We start from the raw sequence: 24,799 nt of genomic DNA on the forward strand, positions 1-24,799 counted from the left end.
ATGCGTCCCCCACCCCCAGCCCCTCCCCTCAAGGGGGAGGGGAGGCCGCGGGCTTCGCACAAAAAAAGAGGCGGACCGCAGCCCGCCTTTTCTCTTTTGCCTCGAATGGCGCGCCCCTCAGGGGGCGTCGCCATCATTGATCCGCAGCACCTGCGATGCAGCGATGCGGGCGGCTTCGACGCTCTCGAAGGTCTGGCCGTCGATGGCGAAAGCCGGAAGCTTGACCGCCAGGAAGCGGTAAACCTCGGCATCCGGAACGACGACGCCCAGCGGCTCGCCGGCGACTTCGATCACGATAGGCTTCTGGACATTGGTCCTGTCAACATTGGGTTCATGCATGGGTGGAGACTCCACTTGCGCGTCGGCCGGGACCCATGATGATCGGCAATATGGTCTTTTGATTACCGGATCATGGCGGCAGCGCGGGCCTGATATCGATTTTTTGAGACAACGAGGTGACGGCGGGTCACATTCGTTTGGATCGACAGGTCCCTACTTGCCAGCGTTTGGCGCCATGCGAACCGAGGAGGCGTACGTTCAATATCCCGATACGGGTTGAAGGGGTCGCCGATGTCGTCATCTGCATTCCTTTCGTATGGGGGTTGAACGAAGATGCGCCGGGAACCCGGCGCGAAGCCCAAGATAAGTGAGCCGGAGGCCGATTTCCAGAAGCGGGCAGCAAAGATTTCTCACCAGAAAGGAAAAAAGCTGCCCGATTTCCGTGTCGCCGCGAAAATATGACTTCTTCTATCCAGTTTTAGCGAGCCAGACAAGCCCGCGCGGCGAGAGACGGTAGCCGGTCTCGAGGCTGATGGTGAGGCCCAGCGCCTTGAGCTTGCGGATATCGGTCTTGAGCGCGTCGCGATCGCGCCCGAGGAGGGCGGCGAGCTCGCGCGCGGGCACGCCGGGATGGGCGGCGATGGCCTTGAGGGTCGCGCCGGTCCAGGGGCCGGCGGGGCGGGCAGCGAGACGCGCAAGGCGGGCGGCGAGACGCTGACGTTCTGCCGCATCGAGCTCGGCCGACTCGCGCAGAGCAAGGCGCGGATCGGGACCGGCGAGGTGGAAGGCGATGCGATAGAGGTCGCCTTCCCGAGCGGCGAGCGCGCTGGCCGCGGTTTCGGCATCGGGATAGCCGGCGCAGATGGCGTCGGCCGGCGCGATGGCATCGATGCGCTCGACGGCATCGATCGCGAGCTGGCCGATGGCGGTCACCAGCGTGCCGCCCGCCTTGACGCTCGGGCGCTTCCAGCGGCGCAAGACCAGCCCCATGCGTCCGGCGGCGATCGCCTCGCGTTCGGCTTTGCTGAGCAGCATGCCTCCCCTCCCGTCCGGCGGGCGTTGATTCCGACGCCCCGATCTGTTGATGTGGCCGGCCATACCGGCCCGGACGACAATCGCCCGGCACGAGGAGAACGACAAGTTGCAAGACGACACCGGCCGGCCGGCCAAGCGCGGCAGGCGCGGCGCACCCCCCTCCGACAAACCGACGCTGAAGACCATCGCGCAGATGACGGGGCTTGCGGTGACCACCATATCGCGCGCGCTCAACAACGCGCCCGAGCTTGCCCAGGAGACGCGCGAGCGGGTGCAGAAGATCGCCGCCGAAATCGGGTACCTGCCCGACCGGGCGGCGCTGCGGTTAAAGACCGGGCGGACCAACGTCATCGCGCTGGTGCTGGAGCCCGACGAGCAGATCTACGGCTTCGGCACCTCGCTCGTCACCGGCATCAGCGAAGCGCTGCGCGGCACGGCCTACCACCTCGTCATCACCCCGCAGTTCCGCAACGTGCCGCCGATCGAGCCGATCCGCCACATCGTGCGCAACCGCATGGCGGACGGGGTGATCTTCTCTAAGGTCGAATCGGCGGACGAGCGGGTGCGGTTCCTCATCGACGCGGGTTTCCCGTTCGTCAGCCATGGACGCAGCGAGCTGGACGAACCGCACGCCTTCGTCGATTTCGACAACGAGGCCTATGCCCATGGCGCGGTGCAGAGGCTGGCGGACAAGGGATGCCAGAGGGTCGCGATCGTGCTGCCGGAAAGCGCCCTGACCTACAGCGAGCACCTGCGGCGCGGTTTCGTCACCGCCGCCGATGAGCGCGGCCTCGCCCACGAGGTCGCCGCCGACGTCACGCTTTCGAGCGCGACGGACGCCATCCGCACCTATGTCATGAAGCGACAGCGCCGGCCCGAGCCGCCGGACGGATATGTCTGCTGCTCGGAGATCTCGGCGCTCGCCGTCATCGGAGGGCTCGCCGACAGCGGCCGGGTGATCGGCGAGACGGCCCATGTCGTCACCAAGCAGGCAACCCCGCTCTTTGCCCAGTTCCGTCCGGGCGCCGAGACGGTGTTCGAGGATTTCGTCGCTGCCGGCCGGCGCATGGCCGAGCTGCTGCTCGAGCGCGTCTCCGGCGCGCCGGCTGCGGGCCTGCAGGTCATCGACGAACCACGGTTCGACTGGCCTGACTGAGCCCGGCAGCCCCACCCGTGGCAAGGCTGCAACACGGTTGCGTGCGTTGCGGCAACCACAAGGAACCCCCGGTCCCCACCGCCATTGAATAGCCAGCGGGGCGCTAACAAACGGCGCGGCTTACCCCGGCTACGCCAGGTCTGACGCCTGAGGCGTCAAAAGAAAGGACCGGAAAAATGAAGAAGCTCCTTGTGGCCTCCATGGCCATTCTCGCGCTCGGCACCGCGCCGAGCCTTGCCCAGTCCGACGGCGGCGCCGCCCTTGGCGGCGGCGCGGGCGGCGCGACCGGCGCCGGCGTCGGGTTCCTGCTCGGCGGACCGATCGGCGCCGCCATCGGCGGCTTTGCCGGCGCCGTGATCGGCGCCGAGGCCGGCATCGAGGCCACGACCATCGAATACGCGGCCGTCCATCCGGTCGAGCCCGTCATCCTCGATGCGCCGGTCTCGGTCGGCTATGTGGTGCCGGCGGACGTGACGATCTATCCGGTCGAGGGCGATCCGCGGTACAGCTACATCTACATCAACAACCGCATCTGGATCGTCGACAACGAGACGCGCACCCTCGTCCACTCGCCGGGCTATCTCGTGACGCAGTCCACGGCCGATTTCGCCGTCGCCAACCCGGTGACCTCGTTCGCCGTAGAGGGCGACGTGGTGGCCGGCTACGTGGTGCCCGAGGACGTCGAACTCGTCGCCATCCCGCAGGATCCGGCCTACTCCTACGTCTATCTCAACGACCGGCCGGTCCTGGTCGAGAACGCGAGCCGCACGGTGGTGTGGGTCAACTAGCCTCGACCGACAGAGAGCAGGACACGACCCCGAGTCGCCCGGTTCGCCGGGCGACTTTTTTTGCACCCGCCCCTACCCGCACGAAGCTCGCCCCAGTATTGTCGCGCGACCAACAGGTTGGCGCACGCGAGGGCTCGATGGCCGACATTCTCGACTATTGCGAAGGCTTGAAAACCGTCACCTTCAAGTCCGGCGCGGTCATCCTGCCGGAGGGCGAGCAGCTCGGACGGCTCTACATCCTCATCTCGGGGGATGTGGAGATCATCCGCGAGCGCATGCAGGTGACGCATGTCGACGAGCCCGGATCGTTCTTCGGCGAGATGAGCGTCCTGCTCGACATGCCGCATACGGCGACAGTCAAAGCGCTCTCGGACGTGACCGCCTATGAGATCCCCGACGCGCTGACCTTCCTCGAAGCGCAGCCCGAGTTCTCGCTTCATATCGCCACCATACTGGCGCGGCGGCTCTATTATACCACCTCCTACCTCGTCGACCTGCAGCAGCAGGCGGCGGGGCGACGGCAGGACCTCGACCTTGTCGATGAGATCCTCGCCAACCTGGCACGCGACAACGGGGCGACCAGGCGCAGATGACCGAGACAAAGCCCGCCATCACCATCGCCTACTGCACCCAGTGCAATTGGCTCCTGCGCTCGGCCTGGATGGCGCAGGAACTGCTTTCGACCTTCAGCCAGGAATTGTCGGCCGTCACGCTCCTGCCCGGCACCGGCGGCATCTTCGAAATCCGCATCGACGGCGAACTCGTCTGGGAGCGCAAGCGCGACGGCGGGTTCCCGGACGTCAAGACATTGAAGCAGATGGTGCGGGACCGCATCGACCCGGATCGCGACCTCGGCCATATCGATCGCGCATCGCGCGCGGGCGAAGAGTAAAGATCCCAATTCTTCCTGCCCAATGAAAGACTTCCATTCTGCGCCACGTGCGCTAGTGTGCTCGGCGAGGTGCGCTGGATTTATCGCGTTTCGTACCGGCAGGGAGCGGATACCCGCTTTTTGCTGAAACGCTCCAGGAGCATCCGCGGGGTTCATGAGGGAGACCGGCGCCATGCCGCACAAATTCAAGATCGCTTCCGCCAAGAACGGCGAGTTCGTCGCCAAGTTCGTCTACAACGCCGAGACGCTCGTCTGGTCCGAGAACTACAAGGGCAAGGACAGCGCGCAGAACTGCATCGACTCGATCAAGAAGAACGCGCCCAAGGCCGCGACCGTTGACCTGACCAAGCAGGAGAACGGCAAGGGCTACCGCTTCGAGATCGTCGGCTCCAAGGACGGGCAGTTCTTCGTGCGGTTCGTGGCCGCCAACGGCGAGACCATGGTGCGCTCGGAGACCTACAAGTCGAAGTCCAGCGCCAAGAACTGCATCGCCTCGGTGCAGAAGAACGGGCCCAAGGCCGACGTCGTCGACGAAGCCTGAAGTCCGAAAGCCGCTTCACACCCTTTGGTGCGATGTTCTAATTTCGTGCGGGCGCCGTTGCGGTGCCCGTTCTTTCGTTCCGGAGAATTGCCGCCTCATGAAAGCCCTGCCGCTTCTTGCCGCCCTCCTCGCGTTGTCGCTGCCCGTCAGCGCCCAGGACCTGCCCGATCTCGGCGGCCGCACCATCGTCGCGGTGACCGAGAACGCCTATACGCCCCTCAACTTCGCCGATCCGGAAACGGGTGAGGGTGTCGGGCTCGAATACGACCTCTTCAACGAGATCGCCCGCCGGCTCAATGCCGAGGTCGACTGGCAGCTTGCCAGCTGGGACGTGATGATCCAGGCGGTGCGCGACGGCCAGTTCGACGTCGGCATGGACGGCATCACCATCAACGCGGAACGCGAGGAGCAGATCGACTTCTCCGACTCTTACCTCACTAGCCAGCAGCTCATGCTGGTGCGGGCCGACGAGGAGCGTTTCGCCGACGCGGAAAGCTTTGCAGCCGACGCGGATCTGCTGGTCGGGGCGCAACCCGGCACCACCAATTTCTACGTCGCGATCTACAGCGTCCTCGATGGGAACGAGGCCAATCCGCGAGTCAAGCTGTTCGAGACCTTCGGGGCCTCGGTGCAGGCGCTCGCCGCCGGCGATGTCGACACCGTGCTGATGGACCAGACCTCGGCCGATGGCTACATCGGGGCCAATCCCGGCGCCTTCAAGGTCGTCGGCGACCCGCTCGGCACCGAAGATTTCGGCTTTATCTTCACGCCAGGCTCCGACCTCGTCGAACCGGTCAACGCGGCGCTCGCCGCCATCAAGGCGGACGGAACGCTCGCCGCGCTCGAGCAGAAGTGGTTCTACGACTACAACGCGGCCCAATAGGCCTCAGGCCGCGGCCCTCGGCCGCGGCTCTTCCAATGCCCCGCCGCTCCCCGTCTCGCACCGCCCGCATCCCCTACTGGCTCCTCGCCATGGCGCTGCTCTTCGTCATCGGTCTCTGGCAGATCACGACCGACGCCGGCTATGCCGCCATTTTCCGCACGCTCTCGGGCGGAGTGCTGACGACCCTCTGGGTCTCGTTCGTCGCCTTCGCGGGCGCGACCGTCCTCGGGCTCCTCATCGCCCTGATGCGCACGAGCGGTGTGCGGGTGCTTTCCGAGATCGCGACCTTCTACGTCGAGTTCATCCGCGGCATCCCGATCCTCGTTTTCCTGTTCTATGTCGCGTTCGTCGGGGCTCCCGCGATCGTTGGCGGCATCAACTGGCTGGCGACGCCCCTGATCGGGGCCGGGCTCGTCGAGCCGCTGACCGTGCGCGCCTTCGACTTCGTCTGGCGGGCGATCGTCGCCCTGACCGTCTGCTATTCGGCGTTCATCGCCGAGATCTTCCGGGCCGGCATCGAGGCCGTCGACCGGGGGCAGATCGAGGCGGCGCGCGCGCTGGGCCTCTCCCCCTGGCGCACCTTCCGCTTCATCGTCTTTCCGCAGGCGCTCCGCACCATCCTGCCGCCGCTCGGCAACGACTTCGTGGCCACGATCAAGGATTCCGCGCTGGTCTCCGCGCTCGGCGTGCAGGACATCACGCAACTGGGCAAGGTCTATTCGTCGGGCACGTTCCGGTTCTTCGAGACCTACAACGTCGTCGCGTTCCTTTACCTGACCATGACCATTTCGCTCTCGCTGCTGGTGCGGGCGATGGAGCAGCGAATGAAGCGGGAGCGGCGTTAGGGTCCTTGTCTATTCGCGTTTCCGAACCGCAGAACCGTTGCCACTTTTTGCTGGAAACGCACCAACTGGTAAACGCCGGACGGATTCCCGCGAACGGAGCCCTGGGGTATCGTCCGCTTCATATGTTCTGGAGACCGTCACGATGAAGAGAATCGTTCCCGCCCTCGCGCTTCTCGGCGCGGCGCTTCTCGCCGGTCCGGCAAGCGCGCAATCCGCGGTTCCGCTGCTGCGGGTCTATATCGACCACCCTTACTTCTACGAGTTCCAAGCCGACATCGCCCCGCGCGGCGACGAAGGCCGCTACCGGCTGCATGTCTTCCTCGAGGGCAAGGAAGTCGGCAAGTCGGAGATCGTCTACGACTGCGCGAGCGGCGCGTACGAGGAAACGGAAATCGATGCATGGACGGGCGGCGCCGAGGCCTTTTTGCCCGCCGCCCTGATGAGCTTTGCGCGGCTCTACTGTTGAGGCGCGTCAGGCGACGGCGACTAGTCGTCGCCCATCTTCAGCGCCTTGATGAAGGCTTCCTGCGGGATCTCGACGCTGCCGAACTGGCGCATGCGCTTCTTGCCGGCTTTCTGCTTTTCGAGGAGCTTCCTCTTGCGCGTCGCGTCGCCGCCATAGCACTTGGCGGTCACGTCCTTGCGCAGCGCCCGCACCGTCTCGCGCGCGATCACCTTGCCGCCGATGGCGGCCTGGATCGGGATGACGAAGAGGTGTGGCGGGATCAATTCCTTCAGCTTCTCGCACATCACCCGCCCGCGGCTCTCGGCCGCCGAGCGGTGGACGAGCATGGAGAGGGCGTCGACCGGTTCGGAATTGACGAGGATCGAGAGCTTGACGAGGTCGCCCGGTCGATTGTCGGCGAGGGTGTAGTCGAAGGAGGCATAGCCCTTGGAGATCGACTTCAGCCGGTCGTAGAAATCGAACACCACTTCGTTCAAGGGCAGGTCGTACTCGACCATGGCGCGGCTGCCGACGTAGGAGAGGTTGCGCTGGATGCCGCGCCGGTCCTGGCAGAGCTTGAGGATGGCGCCAAGATAGTCGTCGGGCGTCAGGATGGTCGCCTTGATCCACGGCTCGCGGATCTCGGCGATCTTGACCGGGTCCGGCAGGTCGGCGGGGTTATGCAGGTGCACCACTTCGCCACTGGTCATCTCGACCTCGTAGACGACCGAGGGGGCCGTGGCGATGAGGTCGAGGTCGAACTCGCGCGAGAGCCGCTCCTGGATGATCTCGAGATGGAGCAACCCAAGGAACCCGCAGCGGAAGCCGAAGCCGAGGGCGGCGCTGGTTTCCATCTCGAAGGAGAAGCTCGCATCGTTGAGGCGGAGCTTGCCCATGGCCGAGCGCAACTCGTCGAAATCGGAGGCATCGACCGGAAAGAGCCCGCAGAACACCACCGGCTGGGCCGGACGGAAGCCGGGCAGCGGCTGGGCCGTGGGTTTGCGGTCGTCGGTGATGGTGTCGCCGACATTGGTGTCGGCCACTTCCTTGATGCTGGCGGTGAAGAACCCCAGCTCGCCGGGCCCCAGCTCGCCGACATCGACGAGCTTGGGGGTGAAGACGCCGACCCGATCGAGCTCGTAGACGGCGCCCGAAGCCATCATGCGGATCTTCTGGCCTTTCCTGACCGTGCCGTCGACGACGCGGATGAGGACGACGACGCCGAGATAGGTGTCGTACCAGGAATCGACGAGCAGGGCTTTCAGCGGCGCCGAGACATCGCCCTTGGGCGGGGGCAGGCGCGTGACGATGGCTTCGAGCACCTTGTCGATGTTGAGGCCGGTCTTGGCCGAAATCTCCACGGCATCCGAGGCATCGATGCCGATGACATCCTCGATCTGGGCCTTGACGCGCTCGACATCGGCGGCCGGCAGGTCAACCTTGTTGAGCACGGGCACGATCTCGTGGTCAGCCTCGAGCGCGTGGTAGACGTTGGCGAGCGTTTGCGCCTCGACGCCCTGGCTGGCGTCGACGACGAGCAGCGAACCCTCGACGGCGGCCATGGAGCGCGAGACCTCGTAGGCGAAGTCGACGTGGCCGGGCGTATCGATGAGGTTGAGGACGTATGTCTCCCCATCCTGGGCCTTATAGGAGAGGCGCACGGTCTGCGCCTTGATGGTGATGCCGCGCTCGCGCTCGATGTCCATGGAATCGAGCACCTGCTCCTTCATCTCGCGCAGGTCGAGCCCGCCGGTCATCTGGATGAGCCGGTCGGCGAGCGTCGACTTGCCATGGTCGATATGGGCGACGATGGAGAAGTTGCGGATGCGGGAAAGCGGCGTTGTCATGGGGCGCTGATAGCAGAAGCCCGAAGGGGCGCAAAGATGGTTTATGCCGGGTAAACCAGGTCACCGGCAACGCGGCCGCGGTTTGTGGCGTTAGAAGCCCATGCGCTTGCTTCCTCTCGCCCCGATTGCCCTCCTGCTGATGACTGCCGCGCCGGCACCAGCGCAGGATTTCCTCAGCCCCCTCGAAGACATGGTCGACGCCCTCGCCGACGAGCTCGCTCCGCGCCGCACGGCTCCGACAGGCGAGCCGCAGGATGAGCCCGCGTTGCCGCCCATCCCGCGCCAACGACCCGAGGAGGTCGATGAAGGCGAGGCGGACGCGCCGGAAGAAGAGACGCCGCTGCCGCGCATCTACCAGGCTGCCTGCCCGGCCGTGCTCACGGGGCTGGTGGAGGCGCAGGCGCTGCCCCCGATCGACGAGGACGGATGCGCGGAGCGTTCGCCGCTCTCGGTGACGGGCGTGCTGGTCAACGGCCGCCTAGTGCCGCTTTCAGCCCCGGCAACCCTCAACTGCCGGATGGCGAGCGCCTTGCCCGAATGGGCCGGGACGGTCGACGGCTATCTTTCCTCGCGCGAGGACACGCGTCTCTCGCAAATCGTCGTCGGCACCAGCTATGCCTGCCGGCCGCGCAACAATGCGCAGGGCGCCGACATCTCCGAGCACGGCTTTGCCAATGCGCTCGACGTCATCGGCTTCGCGCTCGAGGACGGGCGCGCGATTTCGCTCGAGGCGGACTGGATGCCGGCGACCGCTGCGGAAGGGCGGCTGCTGCGCCTCGCCCACGGCGCGGCGTGCTCGGGCTTTACCACGGTACTCGGCCCCGAGGCCAACGCGCAGCATGAGGATCACCTGCACCTCGATCTCGGCTGCCACGGCGCAGCCTGTACGGCCCGGCTCTGCGAATAGGAACGGCGCGCGTTCGAACGGGAAAAGTGGTGTCACTTTACCCGAAAGCGCTCTATTGCGGCGCCGGTGCTTCGGGTGCGGCCGGAGCCGCGGGCGCTGCAGCATCGGCGGCCGGGGCGGGTGCAGCGGGAGCAGCAGCATCGCCCTCGGGCCTGGCAGCGTAAAGCTCAAGCACCTCGTTCACGCCGGCGACGTCGGTGCTGCCTTCGTTGCAATCGGGCTGACGCGCCTCGAGGGTCGACTTGATATCGGTGAATGCGCGCGTCGCGGCTTCCTCGGTGAGGCCGAGGGTCTGAATGTACTCGGCCTGGTCGGCGGACATGGCCGCTTCCACTTCGGGCGTGATGGCGATGCCGCAGATTTCGGCAAGGCCCCTGGTGGCGAGCAGGCCGGTGAGCAGGTCGCGCGGATTGACCGGCACGGTCAGCGCCGGCACGGGGGTGCCCTGAAGCGTCACGCCCTCGCCGCTCGTGGGCGGATCGAGCTCGCCGCTGAACTGGGGCTGCTCGACGTCCGGCGGCGGCTGCTGGCCGGCCTCCTGGGCGGAGGCGGGCACCAGTACGGACGTCAGGAGGAGCGGCGCAAGAAGCACGCCGAGGCGGAAACGGGTACGCATCATCGCTATCCTCTGGGGATCTCGTCAGGAAGAGAACCCCACCAACACCGCGAATGCGCCCGTTTGAAGAGGACAATGGGGCATTTTTGGGCAGCGGAACGCCCCTCGAGCCGCGCCCCGTGACGCGTTTCAGCAGGCCCGTCGCGGCTCGGAGAGCGGGTGATAGACGGGAAGGTCGGCCCGCTCGTGGGGGTTCATCGTCTCGATGATGTCGACGGGGCCGTCGCGCTCGTTCAGCCATTCGAGGAGCGCGGTGAGAAGGCTCAACAATCTGTGCATCTCTCATAACTCCATATGCGCCGGATGCGTATAGGAATGCCCCTGCAGCACGCAGTCTTCAATGGACAATGCCAGCGCGGCCAGTTTAGAATTTCTCCATGCGCAACCCCTTTCCCATCCCCTTGAACGCCTTGCGCGCCATCGAGATCGTGGCCCGGCGCGGGGCGCTGGCCCCGGCGGCCGAGGAACTGGGCGTGACGGTTGGGGCCGTCAGCCAGCATATCCGCCGCGCCGAGGCCCGGCTCGGCGTCGAACTGTTCGAGCGGACCCCGCAGGGCCTCGTGCCGCTGCCGGCGCTCGGCCAGGTGCTGCCGCAGCTGACGGCGGGCTTTGCCAGCCTTGCCGATGCGCTCTCCAGCCTTGCCCAGGGCGAAGAGGGCGTGCTGACCCTGACCGCCGGCTCGGTTTTCGCCTCGCGCTGGCTGATCTGGCGGGTCAACAAGTTCAGCGCGCTGCATCCCCATATCGAGCTGCGCCTAGTCGTCACCGGCCAGATGCTCGATCTCAACCGCGCCGATATCGACTGCGCCATCCGCTACGGGGTCGGCCACTGGCCGGGCGTGCGGGCCGATAGGGTCGGCGGCTTCACCTACCGTCCGGTCTGCGCACCGCCGCTGGCGCAGAAGCTGAAGAGCCCGGCCGATCTGGCGGGGGTGCCGATCATCCGCGACGAGGTCGGCATGGTCTCCTGGAGCGAATGGTGGAAGGCGGCGGGCGTCGCCGAACCGCCCGAGGCGCACGGGCCCGCCTACACGGATCCGTCGCTGGCGTTCGACGCGGCGATCTCGGGTCAGGGGGTTCTGCTCGCCGTCGACATGATGGCCGCGGACGCCATCAGCGACGGGCGCCTCGCAGCCCCTTTCGACATCTCGGTTCGAAGTCCGATGGGCTACTGGCTGGCAGTCGCCGATACCCGGCGCGACTCGCGCAAGGTCAAGGCGCTGCGCGAGTGGCTGGCGCTCGAGGTGCCGGCCTCGGTGCATGGTTATGTCCACCAGCAGCGGATGGGCGAGTGGATCTAAGGCGAGGCTTGCCCAAAGTTTGGAATGGTTCTAATCTAGAAACATTAGAACAGTTCTAAGCTATAAGGCCTGCCATGCTTTCCCGCCTTCTCGCCCCCGCCCGCCGCGATTTCGATTCGCTCAACGAGCGCGAGATCCTCTCGCTCGCCATCGCGGCAGAAGAGGAAGACGGGCGCATCTATTCGGAGTTCTCGAGCCGGCTGGGCGATGCCTATCCGGGCTCGGCGGCGCTGTTCGACGGCATGGCGGCCGAGGAGGACGAGCACCGCCGGCGCCTCCTCGACCTCTACATCGAAAAATTCGGCACGCGGCTCATTCCCATCCGGCGCGAGCACGTGCGGGGGTTCCTCGTTAGGAAGCCCATCTGGCTCATGAAGACGCTGACCCTCGAAGCGGCGCGCCAGCAGGTCTGGGAGATGGAGGAAGCGGCCTACCGCTTCTATCTTGAAGCCGCCAAGCGCACGACCGACGCCGATATCCGCAAGCTCCTGGGGGACCTCGCCGCGCAGGAGAAGAAGCACGCGACAGCCGCCGACCGGCTGGAGCTCACCCATCTCCATGCCGACGCGCGCGAAGCGGAAGCCAGCGAGGCGCACCGCCAATTCCTGCTGACCTATGTGCAGCCGGGTTTGGCCGGGCTGATGGACGGCTCGGTTTCGACGCTGGCTCCCGTATTTGCCGCGGCTTTCGCCACGGGCAACACGTGGGCGACGTTCCTCGTCGGCCTCGCGGCGGCGGTGGGCGCGGGCATCTCCATGGGCTTTACCGAGGCGGCGTCCGATGACGGCAGGCTCACGGGGCGCGGCTCGCCGGTCAAGCGCGGGTTCGCCGCCGGCATCATGACCGCCATCGGCGGCCTCGGCCATGCCCTGCCCTACCTCATTCCGGATTTCTGGATGGCGACGAGCGTCGCCGCCGCCGTGGTGCTGGTCGAACTCTGGGCGATCGCCTATATCCAGCAGCGCTACATGCAGACCCCGTTCTGGCGCGCGGTGATGCAGGTGGTGCTCGGCGGCTCGCTGGTCTTTGCCGCCGGCATCCTCATCGGCAGCGCCTGACGGCAACCGACCGGAGCCGATGCGCCAGCTTTTCGCGACAAGGAGGGACGGGCTTAGCCTCGCCTATGGCGAAGCCGGGCCGCAGGACGGCGAGACAGTGGTGCTCTGCCACGGCCTTGCTGCCGGCGGCGCGCAGTTCCGCGCCGATGCCGACTATTTCGCCGCGCTCAGCTTTCGCGTGCTGGTGCCGGATCTGCGCGGACACGGCGCCTCGCCGGCAGCCAAATCCTACGATCCGGCCAACTACGCCATACCCGTCATGGCCGACGACCTCATCGCCATGCTCGATGCGGCGGGAGCAGACCGCGTGCACTGGGTGGGCAATTCGCTGGGCGGCATTCTCGCCTTCGACCTCATCGGGCGCTTCCCCGAACGGTTCGCGAGCCTTGCGACCTTCGGCACTGCCCATGCCCTCGGCCTGCCGGGGGCGGCGGCCCGGGCGATCCCGCTGCTCTATGGCGCGCTAGGCAAGGGTTTTGCCAGCTGGTCGACGGCGATGATGACGACGCGCAACAAGGCCGCGCGTCCGCTGGTCGAGAAATTGCTGCGCCAGTTCGACCCCAAGGTCGGCGAGGCCATTGCGCAGAATGTGCGGCGCTACGACCTCACCGCCAACGCCCTCGCCTTTCCCGGGCCGATGCTGCTCATGCGCGGCGGGCGCGACGTGCAGGTGAACCTGGCATTGGCGAGAACCTTGCCGCGCTTTGCCGGCAGGCCGAACTTCACCCTCGTCGAGCTGCGCGAGGGCGGGCACTGCGCCAATCTCGACGCGACGGACGAATGGCGGGCGGCGCTGCTTTCTTTCTGGAGGCGCTAGCTATATCCCGTCGATTTTCCGCCGGTTGCGGAAATAGGCTGCCGCGATGGCGAGGGCGAGCGCGACTGCGATGGCGAACGGCAGCCACCCGCCCGCGCCGCCCGTCAGCGTCTCGTTGAGCACGCGGCCCGGCAGCAGGGTGAAGATGCCTGCCCCGATCAACGCGGCAAAGAAAAGCGTGCGCATCGCCGCCTTGTGCTTGCCGACCTCGCCGTGGCGGATGAACCAGACGCCGCGCAGGAGCGTGTAGAGCGTCAGGATGGCGAGGAGATGCAGCGGGCTGAACGGCCCCAGGAGCCTGATCTCGTAGATGAAGAAGGCGGTGATGGCGAGCACGGTCATCAGCGTCACCCACATGCGGCCGAGCAGCCGGTGGGGAGCATCGCCCTTGCGCCGGAAAAGCAGGACGAGGCCGACGAAGAGGGCGCTCATCGCCGCCAGCGCGTGAATCTGGATGGTGACCGGCGAGGTCAGCAGCGGCCCGGGGTCCATGCGCCTGCCCGAGATTGGTTCCGTCCTCGGGGGAACGCCCGACGGCGCCGTCATGGTTCCTTCCCGCGCCGCAGCTAGATCTCGATAGTTTCCATCGGCGCGATTGCCTCCACGCGGCCCTTCTGCACCAGGCTCTTGAATCCTTCCGCCGACTGTTCGAGCAGAGGGAAGGTGGCGTAGTGGCAGGGGATGACCGTCCTGAAGTCGAAGTAGCGGTTGACCGCGAGCGCGGCGATCTGCGGGCCCATGGTGAAGTTGTCGCCGATGGGCACGAGGCCGATCTCGGGATGGTGCAGCTCCTCGACGAGCGCCATGTCGCTAAAGATGTCGGTGTCGCCCATGTGGTAGACCGACTTGCCCTCGGCCTTGAGGATGAGGCCCATGGGCGTGCCGCCATAGATAATCTGGCCGTCGGCGGTGTTGTAGGATGAGGAGTGCACCGCCCGCACGACCGAGACGGCGATGTCGCCGAACCGGCGGGTGCCGCCCATGTTCATGGCGTGGACGCGCAGGCCCTCGTGGTTCATCTCGATGTAGTCGCAGATCTCGGGCGAGGAGATCAGCAGCGCTCCGGTTTTCCTCAGGATGTCGACGGTGTCGCCCCAATGGTCGTTGTGCGCGTGGGTGAGGAGCACGTGGGTGGTGCCGGCGATCAACTCCTCGTAGTTGCCCGAGAACGACGGATTGCCGTTGAGGAAAGGATCGAACAGCACCTGCGCGCCGGTCGCCGTCACCTTGAAGGCCGAATGGCCGAGCCACTGGATCTGCATGAGAGTGTCTCCTTGACTGGGAAAACTAGCGGCCGTGGTCGGCGGCGATGAGGCTCGCGGCCTTGGAGCCGATGGCCATGGCCGGCGCGTTGGTGTTGCCCGAGACGATCGCCGGCATGATCGAGCAGTCGATGACCCGAAGGTTCTCGACGCCGCGCACCCTGAGGCGCGCATCGACGACCGACATGGCATCGTCTTGCGGCCCCATGCGCAGCGTGCCGACCGGATGGTAGTTGGTCTTGACCGTCTGCCCGCAATAGCGCGTGAGCGCTTGCGGATCGGCGACGGTGGCGGCGCCCGGCAGCAGCTCCTCGGCGATCTTGGACTTGAAGGGCTCGGTGGCGAGGAGCTCGCGCGCGTGGTGGACCGCGGCGATGGTGAGGCGCAGGTCCTCCGGATGCCCAAAGAAGTTGCAATTGACGAGCGGCTGGTCGTCGGGGTTGGCCGAACGCAGCGTCACGCTGCCGCGCGCCCTGGGGCGCAAGAGGCACGAGGTGAAGGTGACGCCCCATGTCGGCTTGGCCGCCGAGACGTCCCGGTCGAGATAGACGATGGGAGCGCAATAGAGCTGGATGGTCGGCCGCTCGCCGCCGTCGGGATCGAAGAAGAGGCAGGATTCGATGCCGGTGGTGGTGACGGGGCCGGAGTTGAACAGCAGGTATTGGAGGCCGTTGCGGAGCATCGGCCAGCCCTTGTCCTCGCCGAAATAGCCGGATTTTTCCCGCGTCGTCGCGATGACCGGCACTTCGTGGTGGTCCTGCAGATTCTGCCCGACGCCGGGCAAATCGGCGACCACCCCGATACCGTGCTCGGTGAGGTGATCGGCGGGGCCGAGGCCTGAGAGCATCATCAGCCTAGCGCTGTTGTAGGTGCCGGCGGCGACCAGCACCTCGCGCTCGGCGCGGACTTGCCTCGTCTCGCCGCCTTGCCGGTAGGCAAGGCCGACGGCGCGGCCGTTCTCGACGAGGACGCGGTCGACCTGAGCGCCGGTCACGATCGTCAGGCGTGCGTCGCCGGCCAGCGGATCGAGGAAGGCGCGTTTGGCGTCCGAGCGCCGGTTGTAGCGGCCCCAGCGCGCGAAGGTGTGCTGCATGATGCCCACCCCGTTCTGCCGCGCGCCGTTGAAATCGGGATTGTAGGCGTGGCCGAGCGCCTGCGCGGCCAGCAGGAAATCCTCCGTCGTCTCGCAGATGTGCGGTGGATCGGAGACGCGCAGGTTTCCGGAGATGCCGTGGTAGCGATCGCCGAGGCGCCGGTTGGCCTCGATGCCGGTGAAGTGGGGTAGTATGTCCTCATAGGACCATTCGGATGTGTTCCCGAGATGCGCCACCCAGCCGTCGTAGTCCTCCTTCTGGCCGCGCATGTAGACCATGGCGTTGACCGCGCTGCCGCCACCCAGCGCCCTGGCGACAGGCACGATCGGCGCACGCCCGCCGAGCTGGGGCTGCGCTACGGTCTTGTGCATCTCGAGGTAGGTGTCGCGGGCGAGGTATTTCATGTAGCCGGCGGGCATGGCCATCACCGGGCCGGTGCGCGCCGGACCCCGCTCAAGGATGAGGACGGAAAAACCGAAGTCCCTGACGAGGCGCATGGCGGCGACGCACGCCGCCGAGCCGCCGCCGGCGATGACGAAGTCGTAAGTCTTTGCGGGCATTGGCACCTCCGGACGGGAAGCTAGCCGGAACCCGGCGGAGTTGGAAGAGGTCAGGCGGCGCTCGGTACGCCTGCCAGACGGTTGTCCAGCACCTCGCCGACCTTGGCGCACTCGCGCGCGATCTCGTTGACGAAATCGGCGAGCATGCGCCGCTCCATGACCGCCGCCGAGCGCACGACCATGGCGGTATCGCGGTGGAGCGGGGCGAAGTCGACGGGCGCGATCTCGACGAGCCGGCCGGCGGCGATGTCATCGGCGACCGCCGAGTTGACGAAGAAGCCGAGGCCCTCGCCCTTGACGGCGAGGCGCCGGGCCGGGCCTGTCGGCAGCTCGACGCTGGTGCGCGCCATGCGGGTCAGCGCCGCGGCGGTTTCCGGCTCCACCTGCCACCAGCGCAGCGAGATGACGCGTGGCACGAGATCGAGGACCTCCTCGATGGTCGGGCGGGCCGGAAGCCGCGCAGCGATTTGGGGGGCCACGACCAGCGGCACCCGCTCGCGCATGACGAGCAGCGGTTCCAGGTCGACGAGCAGCGGGTCGAGGTTGGGCCAGCACAGGATCCCCATCTCGACGGCCCGATCATGCAGCATGGCGACGATCTGCGCCTGCCGGCCTTCGTTGACCACCACGTCGACGTCGCGATAGCGCTCCTGGAAGCGCAGGAGCGCCTCGGTGATGAGCGGGGAAACGAGGCTCCTCAACGAGGCGATGGCGATGCGCCCGCGTTCCACCCGCCGCAACGCCTCGCGCCCCTCCTGCGCCGTGCCGAGGATGCGCCGGGCGAACGGCAGGAAGGTCATGCCCTGGTCGGTCAGCGTCACCTGCCGGCCGCGCACGAACAGCGGCACTCCGAGCAACTGCTCGAGGGCGCGGATGCGCATGGAGGCGGTCGCCTGGGTGATGTTGAGACGCGCGGCGGCACGGGTGAAGCTCTGGTCGCGGGCGATCTGGTCGAAGGTGCGGAGCTGGTCGATATCCATCTGGAGCGTACGGCGATGACAGGCAGATGAACCTAGCATCGGCATCATCGCCCGGCAAATGCACGCGTGCTTGCCGCCGGGCGGGATTTGGTGGATGCTCGCCGGCGGGGGGCTCCGGAGACGTGAGATGAGGGCCGATCTCGCCACGGTAGCCGAGTTGACTGCGCGCATCTATGAGAGCGCCTACGACCAGGGCCGCTGGCAGGACGTGGTCGATGGCCTCAAGGATGCGTTCGAGGGTTCGCGCGCCTGCATCACCCGCATCGGCCCAGCCGCGATCGCAGCGGTGGCGACGGACCGCAGCGACAACCTGGCGGCGGGCGCCGCGTTCAACGCCTTCAGCCGCGATCCGGTGATGCTGGCCTCGGCGAGCCTGCCGCCGGGCAGGACCTTCCAGCGCAGCACCATCGCCGACGCCGATTTTCGCCGGCGCGAGCTGTGGATCGACTGGCTCGACCCGCGCGGCATGCACGACTGCCTGATGGCCAACCTGCCGGGCGGCGGCGGCAGCCAACTCTTTGTCAGCGTCGACCGGCACGACCGCCAGCCGATCGAGGCGGACGACTGGCGGCTCTTCGACGTCCTCTTACCCCATATCCTGCGCGCCGGAGCGCTCAGCAACGACCTGCAGCAGCTCGGCATCATGGGGACGTTCTGGCAGATGGAGCGACCGCTGGCTCTCGTCGACGCGGGCCTGAAGGTCAAGCTCGTCAACCCGGCTGCCGAGCGCCTTCTCGCCCGGCCCGGCGCGCCGCTCGCCATTTCGGCGGGGGAGCTGCGGGCCGCCGATATGGACCTCGATCGCAAGCTTCTGCGCCTCGTCGGCACCGCGGCCGGTTCCGGTGGGAATCCGCTGGCTCCGATGGGTGGCACGATGGTGGTCGGTCTGGCGGCGGAGACGCCGGGCGAGGCGCTCGTCGTCTGCGTCCTGCCGTTCGGGCGGGCCGAGGCCTATGGCCTGCCACAACGGCAGCTCGCCCTCGTCGCCCTGCGGCCCGTCGCCCCCCCCGATCCCCGCGCTTTCGGCGAGCAGCTCACCGCCGCGTTCGGGCTCAGCCCCGCCGAGGCGCGGCTCGCCGCGACCCTTGCCGCCGGACGATCACTGAGCGAGGCGGCACACGCGGGAGGCGTCACCGTCAAGACCGCCCGCACCTATCTCGAGCGCGTCTTCCGCAAGACCGGCACCGGGCATCAAGGACAGCTCGTCGCGCTCCTGAAGAGCGTCGAGCCTATCGCTTAAGCGCCTCGCCTTGCGGAAAAAATCGTGCATCCCAGTCGTCACCTGACGACTAGGTATGCTGCGTAAAAGGCGCGAACATCCAGGCGTTCAGGCCCCGGCATGACCGGGACTTGACGCCTCAATGATCTCCGCCGGCCAGCACAATCCAGGCCCAACAGGGCCGGCGCCGCTGTCCCTCGAAGAAAGCAGATGACCCTGCTGCCGCAGAACGAGCGCGGCGGCGTGTTGTGGCTGGCCGGTCCTTTTTTCAGTCTAGTTTTCCAGTTCAGCCCGCGGCTTTGGCCTTGCCGCGCGAATGCTCGGCCCGGACGCGCTTGCGCTCCCGGCCCTCTTCGGCAGCGGCATGAACCGCATCGCCCAGATGCGCGAGCCCCCGCCGCTGCGCCAACAGAACCTGCTTCTGCCGCTCGGCGGCCGCCGCGTGCCTGGCCGCGTCGCCGGCGCAATGCGCGCAGCTGACGCCCTCGCGGTAATCGGGATGCGCCCGGTCGGCAGTGGTCAGCGGATGGCGGCAGGCGCGGCAGAGGCTGGCATCCCCGGGCTCCAGCCCATGGCCGACCGAGACGCGCTCGTCGAAGACGAAGCACTCGCCCCGCCAGAGGCTTTCCTCGGTCGGCACGGTCTCGAGATAGGCGAGGATGCCGCCCTTGAGGTGGAAGACCTCCTCGAACCCCTGCGAGAGGAGATAGGACGAGGCCTTCTCGCAGCGGATGCCGCCGGTGCAGAACATGGCGACCTTCCTGTCTCGCGCGGGATCGAGGTTGCGGGCGACGTAGTCCTTGAACTGGGTGAAGTTCTGCGTACCCGGATCGCGGGCGCCCGCGAAGCTGCCGAGCCCGACCTCGTAGGCGTTGCGGGTATCGAGGAGAACGACATCCTGCCGGGTGACGAGATCGTTCCAGTCTCGCGGCGCCACATAGGTGCCGACTTCGAGCGCCGGGTTGGCCTGGGGCGCGCGCAGCGTCACGATCTCGTCCTTGACGCGCACCTTCATGCGCGCGAACGGCGGTTCGTGCGCAAACGAGAACTTGATCTCGGCGCCTTCGAGCCGACCCGAGAACAGCGGACCTTGCATGAGGAAAGCGTGGAGCGCGTCGATGGCCTCGGGCGTTCCGGCGACCGTGCCGTTCACCCCCTCGCGGGCGAGGATCAGCGTGCCCTTGATGCCGCGCCCGCAGCAGAAGGCGGCAAGCGGAGCCTGCAGCTCTTTCACGTCGGGCAGGTCGGCGAACCTGTAGATCGCCATCACCTTGAATGGGTGGGGCATATCGGGCAGATTGGCGCGCGGTTCCATGGGCGGGACTGTCATGCGCCCGCTCTTATCACCGCCGCCGCGCGGCGCAAAGCGCCGGGCCCGCGCCGGCAAGATCACATCGGGAGGACACCATGATCTATCGGGCGGATCACGCGCGCTACGACGCCATGCAGTATCGCCACTCGGGCAGGTCGGGCCTCAAGCTCCCGGTCATCAGCCTCGGCCTCTGGCAGAACTTCGGCGGCACGCGCGACTATCCGGGCGCCATGGAAATCCTCGGGGCCGCGTTCGACGCAGGGATCACCCACTTCGACCTCGCCAACAACTACGGCCCCCCGCCGGGTTCGTCCGAGGAATTGTTCGGCCAGGTGCTGGCCCGCGACTTCCGCCCCTACCGCGACGAGCTGATCGTTTCGACCAAGGCCGGCTACCACATGTGGCCGGGCCCCTACGGCGAGTTCGGCAGCCGCAAATACCTGCTGGCCAGCCTCGACCAGAGCCTCACGCGCCTGGGGCTCGACTATGTCGATATCTTCTACTCCCACCGCTACGACCCCAACACCCCGCTCGAAGAGACGATGGGCGCGCTTGCCCATGCGGTGCGCTCGGGCAAGGCGCTCTATGTCGGCATCTCCAGCTACCCGGAACAGGAGACGCGCGAGGCCTATCGCATCCTCGCCGAAATGGGCGTCGCCACCACCATCCATCAGCCGAGCTATTCGATCCTCAATCGCTGGATCGAGGACGACGGCACGATCGATGCGTGCGCGGAGCTCGGCATCGGGGTCATCGCCTTCTCCCCGCTCGCCCAGGGCGTGCTGTCGGGCAAGTACAGCCAGGGCACCGGCGAAGGCACGCGCGGCGCCGACCCCAAAGGGTCGCTGCGCGCCAGCCACGTCGAGCCGCGCGTGCTCGCGGCGGTCGACAAGCTCTCCGAAATCGCGCGCTCGCGCGGGCAGACGATGGTGCAGCTTGCCCTCTCCTGGGTGCTGCGCCGCAAGGAGGTGACCTCGGCCCTCATCGGGGTGCGGACCCTGGAACAGCTGAGGGACAACCTCGGCGTCCTCAACAATCTCGAGCTTGCTCCCGAGGAGGTCGCAGCGATCGACGTCGCGGCCGAGGGCGGGTTGATGGAGCTTCACCCGCGCCCGTCCGGGTGGCTGCGCTGAACGCAAGGTGGCAATCCACTTTTCCTCAAAAGCGCGCCAGCCCCTTGCCTCGGGATCCCCCGAGGCTCCAACATGGCACGGACATTCCGGAGACCAGTTGCAATGAAACCCGCTCGTCTTGCCGCTCTCATGTCGACGCTCGCCGCGCTCACAATTCCCGCAACGGCGATCGAGGCCAAGATCGAGGCGATGCTCGACGGCTACAAGACCGGCAAGCTCCTGCCGATCGAAGACGTCGCCGCGCTCATGCGTTCGAGCGAGCGCTGGTGCTACAACGAGCAGACGGGAACCTGCGACTGGTCCGACATCTATCTCGACGTCGGCAGCGATGGCGCCACGTTCGAGCTCATCGACATGTGGACGCAGGATGTCGAGATCATCCTTACCGAAAAGGGCGTCTTCCGCGACGGACAGTTCATCTGCGGAACCGGAAAAGAGTATACGCAGAGCCTGCGCGCTTACGACACGGCCCGCAACGGGTACCTGACCGGGCGCGAGCTTTATGCGTTGAAGAGCGAAATCGCTGCCGTTTACGCCGCCAACCAAGCGAGCGAGCCAGCCTGCTTCGACTATCTCTTCGAAGCGATCGCGCCGGATGAGGAAACCATTACCGTCACGCAACGCATCTGGCGCGGCGGCGAAACCGACCCGGCCGAGGACGCCCGGGTGACCCTGCATTTCAACAAGGATTCGGCTGAAGCCCTGACGGTGCGTTGACAGGCGCCGCGTACCCGCCCGATTGACCGGCGAAGCGGGAATCTGCATGGTGCGCTCCACTTTCGCCCAGGAACCGCAGCTTGCCGACAGCCCGACTTCTTCCCGTTCTCGCCACGCTCGCGCTGCTCGTCGGGCTCGCCCTGCCGACCGTACTGCCGGAAGTCGCCAATGTCGGCTTCTTCGTCTTTGCCGGCCTTGCCATCATCCTCCTGCTGCGCACCGCCCCCTGGGGGGATCTGCTGCGCCGGCCGGGCATCACCATGCCGCTCGTTGCGGGCGCGATTCTCACCTTCTGCTTCGCCCTCACCGCGAGTGAGCCCTGGCACGCGCTGGCGGCGGTACTCTTCATACCGCTATTTCTCGTGGCGCCCATGGCCGCGCTCCTGCGCCTGTCACCCGCCGCGAGCGCGCAGACGATCGGGATCGCGGCGCTCACGGGCACGGCCGCGGCCGCCGCTCTCGCCCTTTTCGAAACGCAGGTTCTGGGCCTGGCGCGCGCCGGCGTGACGGTCAACAACCCCATCCATTTCGCCGACCTGTCGCTGATGCTCGGGTTCGTCGCGCTCGTGGGCGTCTATGGCGAGCGCCGGTGGGTGCGCATCGCCGTTCTCGCCGGGCCGGTCCTGGCGCTCCTGGCCGTGCTGCTGTCCGGCTCGCGCGGCCCGCTGGTCGCGTTCGTGCCCATGCTCCTCGCCGCGCTGATGATGTTCATTGCGCACCGGGCTCCACCGGCGGGCCGGTGGGCGGCGCTGGTCGCAACCGGCCTTGCCAGCCTCCTGCTCATGGCGCTTGCCTGGCGGATCGACGCGGTCCAGCAGGTCGCGGCCTTCAATGACATCGCCCGCGTGCTGAGCAACCAGACGGTCGACGGCTCCACCACGGAACGGCTCATCATGTATCAGAGCGCCTTCAATGCGTTCCTGGCCTCGCCCCTCTATGGACACGGGCTCATCGACTACGTCGCCGCCGCAGCCCGCCATGCGCCACCCGGCGCCACCTTTCCCGTCATGGGGCATCTGCACAACGACATCGCCGATTTCGCCGTCGCCGGCGGGGGGCTCGGCCTTCTCGCCTACGCGCTCTTCCTGCTCGCGCCCGTCGTCGAGGTCCTGCGCCGCCCGCGCTCGTGGCCGGCGATCCATCTGGCGCTGTCGATGAGCGCCGGGTACCTCGCCATGGGCCTGACCAACGCCATGATTGGCATCCTCTCGCAGACAGTGCTTTACGGGGGCTGCCTGGCGCTGGTCGTGCACCTGGCCGACGCGCCCCGCGCGGTGTCGCAACCGGAACCGCTCCGATGAGCGCGCCCATCCACATCGCCCTGACATTCGACGACAATTTCTGGGCGCCCGCCTATGCGGTCATGCGCTCCATCTGCCTCTTCACCAAGCGGCGCGGCGACCTCGTCTTCCATCTCCTCCACCGGCCGCTGACGGACGAGCACCGCGCCGACCTGAAGGCCATCGAGAGCGAATTCAGGGCGCGCCTCGTCTGGTACGACCTCGACCATTCGCCGCTCTTTGCCGACATCGCCGCGCGCATGCCGCAGAACAAGCGGCTTTCCAACATCGTCTATGCGCGGCTGGTGATCGACCGCTTCGTCGATCCCTCCATCGCACGCATCCTCTACCTCGACTGCGACCTGCTGGTTCGCGCGCCCATCGAGGCGCTCTACGAGACGGACCTCGAGGGCCATCCGATCGCGGCGGTGCGCGATACGCTCGGGCCCTTCATCGTGGGCGGACGCGACCTCAGGAACAACCGCGACCTCTTCGACATCGCCGATCCCTATTTCAACGCCGGGGTGCTGCTGATCGACCTCGACAGATGGCGGCAGGCGAAGCTCCTCGACCGGCTGGAGGCGATGTTCGCCGACGGGACAATGGACCGCATCTACTATGACCAGGACTTCCTGAACCTCACGTTCAAGCACGACTGGCTCCATCTCGCCCCGACCTGGAACGTGATCGACGCGCGCCACGCCCATGAGGGACTCGACCTCAACATCATGCACTATACGTCGGCCCGGAAGCCGTGGCAGCTCGTCTCCAACGTCGCGTTCCGGCGCATCTACCGGCACGTGATGACCAACGAACTCTTCTACCGCTACATGCGGCATCGCCTGAAGCGGCGCCTCAGGCGCCTCGTGGGGCGGGCATGAGCGCGCTCAACGTCACGCTGGCGTTCGACGACAATTTCTGGGCGCCCGCCTATGCGGTCATGCGCTCGGTGTGCCTGACGAGCGCGCGCCGGAGCGAGCTCGTCTTCCATCTCTGCGAATACCGGGTGAGCGCCGAGCATCGGCGAACGCTCGATGCGATCGCCGAGGAATTCGGCGCGCGCGTCATCCATATCACGCTCGAGGACCACGCGGCCTTCAACGCCGTGCGCGAGCGCCTGCCGGTGCCGCGCCGGCTGCACCCGGTGATCTATGCGCGCCTCTTGCTGCCGGCGGTGCTCGGGAATGTCGAGCGCGTGCTCTACCTCGATTGCGACACGATGGCGGTCAAGCCCGTCGAACAGCTGGTCGAGGCCGACATGGCCGGCCGCACAATCGCGGCAGTGCCGGATGCCGCCCGGCTCATCATCGCCGGCGGCCGGCAGATGCGCGAAAAGCGCGATCTCTTCGACCTGTCGAAGAGCTACTTCAATTCCGGGGTGCTGCTCATCGACCTGCCACGCTTCGCGGCGGCGGACGTACCCGGCAGGATCGAGGCGCTGATCGCCGACGGGACGATGAACCGGCTCTATTACGACCAGGATCTCCTCAACCTGATCTTTGCCGACGACTGGCGCGAGCTCGACTGGCGGTACAACGTCGTCGATCCGCGTCAGCCCCATGAAACGCTGGGGCCGCATATCGTCCACTACACCGGCGAGCGCCGCCCCTGGCATCTGCTCGCCGGCCTCACCCGCAGCGTCGCCTTCGCGCGGGCCTATCGGCACGTGATGACCGACGAGGTGTTCTACCGGTTCATGCGCGAGCGCTGGAAACGCTGGTGGCTGGGGCTGCTGCGCCTGCGCTAGTTTAGCTCTAGTCTCTGTCGTGTTTGACGGAAACCGAAGGCGTTGGGCTCCCCTCCCCCTTGAGGGGAGCCCAACGCCTTCGGTT

The 24,799-nt window shown here is 66.9% G+C and carries 28 protein-coding genes; 18 read left to right on the forward strand and 10 right to left on the reverse strand.

Features of this window, described 5'->3' with window-relative positions:
- Window positions 1-117 precede the first annotated feature (117 nt).
- Window positions 118-339 carry a hypothetical protein gene (locus tag VE25_RS15760; protein ID WP_046109609.1) on the reverse strand — a complete coding sequence of 74 codons (222 nt, stop codon included), beginning with the start codon at window positions 337-339 and terminating at the stop codon, window positions 118-120.
- A gap of 408 nt (window positions 340-747) precedes the next feature.
- A complete protein-coding gene (locus VE25_RS15765; RefSeq protein ID WP_046109610.1) occupies window positions 748-1,314 on the reverse strand; it encodes an HTH domain-containing protein in 567 nt (188 codons plus the stop codon).
- 106 nt (window positions 1,315-1,420) lie between these two features.
- On the opposite strand from VE25_RS15765, the gene VE25_RS15770 reads away from it, so the two are divergent.
- From VE25_RS15770 to VE25_RS15805, 8 genes are all read left to right on the forward strand, one after another.
- Entirely contained in the window at window positions 1,421-2,470 is a 1,050-nt protein-coding gene (locus VE25_RS15770) for a LacI family transcriptional regulator (protein ID WP_046109628.1), read from the forward strand.
- A gap of 176 nt (window positions 2,471-2,646) precedes the next feature.
- Window positions 2,647-3,258, forward strand: a complete 612-nt coding sequence (locus VE25_RS21965; RefSeq protein ID WP_052732019.1) for a DUF1236 domain-containing protein — start codon at window positions 2,647-2,649, stop codon at window positions 3,256-3,258.
- A 137-nt stretch (window positions 3,259-3,395) separates the two neighbouring features.
- Entirely contained in the window at window positions 3,396-3,851 is a 456-nt protein-coding gene (locus tag VE25_RS15780) for a Crp/Fnr family transcriptional regulator (protein ID WP_046109630.1), read from the forward strand.
- Window positions 3,848-4,150: an Rdx family protein gene (locus tag VE25_RS15785; RefSeq protein WP_046109611.1), complete on the forward strand. Its 303-nt coding sequence runs from the start codon at window positions 3,848-3,850 to the stop codon at window positions 4,148-4,150. The genes VE25_RS15780 and VE25_RS15785 overlap by 4 nt, the downstream gene beginning before the upstream one ends.
- Window positions 4,151-4,322: 172 nt before the next feature.
- On the forward strand, window positions 4,323-4,691 hold the full coding sequence (locus tag VE25_RS23765) for a YegP family protein (RefSeq protein WP_046109631.1): 369 nt from the start codon (window positions 4,323-4,325) through the stop codon (window positions 4,689-4,691).
- 97 nt (window positions 4,692-4,788) lie between these two features.
- On the forward strand, window positions 4,789-5,574 hold the full coding sequence (locus VE25_RS15795) for a transporter substrate-binding domain-containing protein (RefSeq protein WP_046109612.1): 786 nt from the start codon (window positions 4,789-4,791) through the stop codon (window positions 5,572-5,574).
- 35 nt (window positions 5,575-5,609) lie between these two features.
- Window positions 5,610-6,419 carry an amino acid ABC transporter permease gene (locus tag VE25_RS15800; protein WP_046109613.1) on the forward strand — a complete coding sequence of 270 codons (810 nt, stop codon included), beginning with the start codon at window positions 5,610-5,612 and terminating at the stop codon, window positions 6,417-6,419.
- A 142-nt stretch (window positions 6,420-6,561) separates the two neighbouring features.
- Complete coding sequence (locus VE25_RS15805; protein ID WP_046109614.1) at window positions 6,562-6,885, forward strand: hypothetical protein; 324 nt, start codon at window positions 6,562-6,564, stop codon at window positions 6,883-6,885.
- Window positions 6,886-6,905: 20 nt separating this feature from the next.
- Here VE25_RS15805 and lepA read toward each other — a convergent pair whose 3' ends face one another.
- Window positions 6,906-8,711, reverse strand: coding sequence for a translation elongation factor 4 (gene lepA / locus VE25_RS15810; RefSeq protein WP_046109615.1), 1,806 nt, complete (start codon window positions 8,709-8,711; stop codon window positions 6,906-6,908).
- A gap of 100 nt (window positions 8,712-8,811) precedes the next feature.
- Here lepA and VE25_RS15815 point away from each other — a divergent pair, with 100 nt between their 5' ends.
- Window positions 8,812-9,618: an extensin-like domain-containing protein gene (locus VE25_RS15815; RefSeq protein WP_052732021.1), complete on the forward strand. Its 807-nt coding sequence runs from the start codon at window positions 8,812-8,814 to the stop codon at window positions 9,616-9,618.
- Between the two features lie 52 nt (window positions 9,619-9,670).
- Here VE25_RS15815 and VE25_RS15820 read toward each other — a convergent pair whose 3' ends face one another.
- Together VE25_RS15820 and VE25_RS23015 are read right to left on the reverse strand one after the other, a co-directional pair.
- Window positions 9,671-10,237 (reverse strand): hypothetical protein, encoded by a 567-nt coding sequence (locus VE25_RS15820; RefSeq protein WP_046109616.1) that lies wholly within the window; start codon window positions 10,235-10,237, stop codon window positions 9,671-9,673.
- Window positions 10,238-10,363: 126 nt separating this feature from the next.
- A complete protein-coding gene (locus VE25_RS23015; protein ID WP_160299994.1) occupies window positions 10,364-10,513 on the reverse strand; it encodes a hypothetical protein in 150 nt (49 codons plus the stop codon).
- Between the two features lie 98 nt (window positions 10,514-10,611).
- On the opposite strand from VE25_RS23015, the gene VE25_RS15825 reads away from it, so the two are divergent.
- The 3 genes from VE25_RS15825 to VE25_RS21970 all read left to right on the forward strand — a co-directional run bounded on the left by VE25_RS15825 (window position 10,612) and on the right by VE25_RS21970 (window position 13,410).
- Window positions 10,612-11,535 carry a LysR substrate-binding domain-containing protein gene (locus VE25_RS15825; protein WP_046109617.1) on the forward strand — a complete coding sequence of 308 codons (924 nt, stop codon included), beginning with the start codon at window positions 10,612-10,614 and terminating at the stop codon, window positions 11,533-11,535.
- A 74-nt stretch (window positions 11,536-11,609) separates the two neighbouring features.
- Window positions 11,610-12,593, forward strand: coding sequence for an iron exporter MbfA (gene mbfA / locus VE25_RS15830; RefSeq protein WP_046109618.1), 984 nt, complete (start codon window positions 11,610-11,612; stop codon window positions 12,591-12,593).
- A 19-nt stretch (window positions 12,594-12,612) separates the two neighbouring features.
- Complete coding sequence (locus VE25_RS21970) at window positions 12,613-13,410, forward strand: alpha/beta fold hydrolase (RefSeq protein ID WP_052732022.1); 798 nt, start codon at window positions 12,613-12,615, stop codon at window positions 13,408-13,410.
- Here VE25_RS21970 and VE25_RS15840 read toward each other — a convergent pair whose 3' ends face one another.
- From VE25_RS15840 to VE25_RS15855, 4 genes are read right to left on the reverse strand one after another with little or no spacing between them, the layout of a single operon-like run.
- Window positions 13,411-13,956, reverse strand: a complete 546-nt coding sequence (locus tag VE25_RS15840; RefSeq protein ID WP_244466955.1) for a DUF2306 domain-containing protein — start codon at window positions 13,954-13,956, stop codon at window positions 13,411-13,413. It abuts the gene before it with no gap.
- A 20-nt stretch (window positions 13,957-13,976) separates the two neighbouring features.
- The gene (locus tag VE25_RS15845; RefSeq protein ID WP_046109620.1) at window positions 13,977-14,672 is read right to left on the reverse strand and encodes a metal-dependent hydrolase; all 696 of its coding nucleotides are present in this window, start codon (window positions 14,670-14,672) and stop codon (window positions 13,977-13,979) included.
- A 25-nt stretch (window positions 14,673-14,697) separates the two neighbouring features.
- Complete coding sequence (locus VE25_RS15850) at window positions 14,698-16,326, reverse strand: GMC family oxidoreductase (RefSeq protein WP_046109621.1); 1,629 nt, start codon at window positions 16,324-16,326, stop codon at window positions 14,698-14,700.
- 50 nt (window positions 16,327-16,376) lie between these two features.
- Window positions 16,377-17,345: a LysR family transcriptional regulator gene (locus VE25_RS15855; RefSeq protein ID WP_244466956.1), complete on the reverse strand. Its 969-nt coding sequence runs from the start codon at window positions 17,343-17,345 to the stop codon at window positions 16,377-16,379.
- A gap of 88 nt (window positions 17,346-17,433) precedes the next feature.
- Between VE25_RS15855 and VE25_RS15860 the strand changes: the two genes are divergently transcribed.
- A complete protein-coding gene (locus VE25_RS15860) occupies window positions 17,434-18,546 on the forward strand; it encodes a helix-turn-helix transcriptional regulator (protein WP_046109623.1) in 1,113 nt (370 codons plus the stop codon).
- Window positions 18,547-18,811: 265 nt separating this feature from the next.
- Here the strand turns inward: VE25_RS15860 and trhO are convergent, their stop codons facing one another.
- The gene (gene trhO / locus VE25_RS15865; protein ID WP_244466957.1) at window positions 18,812-19,855 is read right to left on the reverse strand and encodes an oxygen-dependent tRNA uridine(34) hydroxylase TrhO; all 1,044 of its coding nucleotides are present in this window, start codon (window positions 19,853-19,855) and stop codon (window positions 18,812-18,814) included.
- Between the two features lie 77 nt (window positions 19,856-19,932).
- On the opposite strand from trhO, the gene VE25_RS15870 reads away from it, so the two are divergent.
- The 5 genes from VE25_RS15870 to VE25_RS21975 all read left to right on the forward strand — a co-directional run bounded on the left by VE25_RS15870 (window position 19,933) and on the right by VE25_RS21975 (window position 24,714).
- Complete coding sequence (locus tag VE25_RS15870; protein ID WP_046109624.1) at window positions 19,933-20,970, forward strand: aldo/keto reductase; 1,038 nt, start codon at window positions 19,933-19,935, stop codon at window positions 20,968-20,970.
- Between the two features lie 102 nt (window positions 20,971-21,072).
- Entirely contained in the window at window positions 21,073-21,687 is a 615-nt protein-coding gene (locus tag VE25_RS15875) for a hypothetical protein (RefSeq protein ID WP_152664645.1), read from the forward strand.
- An 80-nt stretch (window positions 21,688-21,767) separates the two neighbouring features.
- Window positions 21,768-22,988, forward strand: a complete 1,221-nt coding sequence (locus tag VE25_RS15880; protein ID WP_046109626.1) for an O-antigen ligase family protein — start codon at window positions 21,768-21,770, stop codon at window positions 22,986-22,988.
- Complete coding sequence (locus tag VE25_RS15885; protein WP_046109627.1) at window positions 22,985-23,848, forward strand: glycosyltransferase family 8 protein; 864 nt, start codon at window positions 22,985-22,987, stop codon at window positions 23,846-23,848. Before VE25_RS15880 ends, VE25_RS15885 begins: the two co-directional genes overlap by 4 nt.
- Window positions 23,845-24,714, forward strand: coding sequence for a glycosyltransferase family 8 protein (locus VE25_RS21975; protein WP_052732023.1), 870 nt, complete (start codon window positions 23,845-23,847; stop codon window positions 24,712-24,714). Before VE25_RS15885 ends, VE25_RS21975 begins: the two co-directional genes overlap by 4 nt.
- Window positions 24,715-24,799 lie beyond the last annotated feature (85 nt).

It is taken from the genome of Devosia geojensis (assembly GCF_000969415.1).
In the GTDB taxonomy this organism is placed as follows: Bacteria; Pseudomonadota; Alphaproteobacteria; order Rhizobiales; family Devosiaceae; genus Devosia; species Devosia geojensis.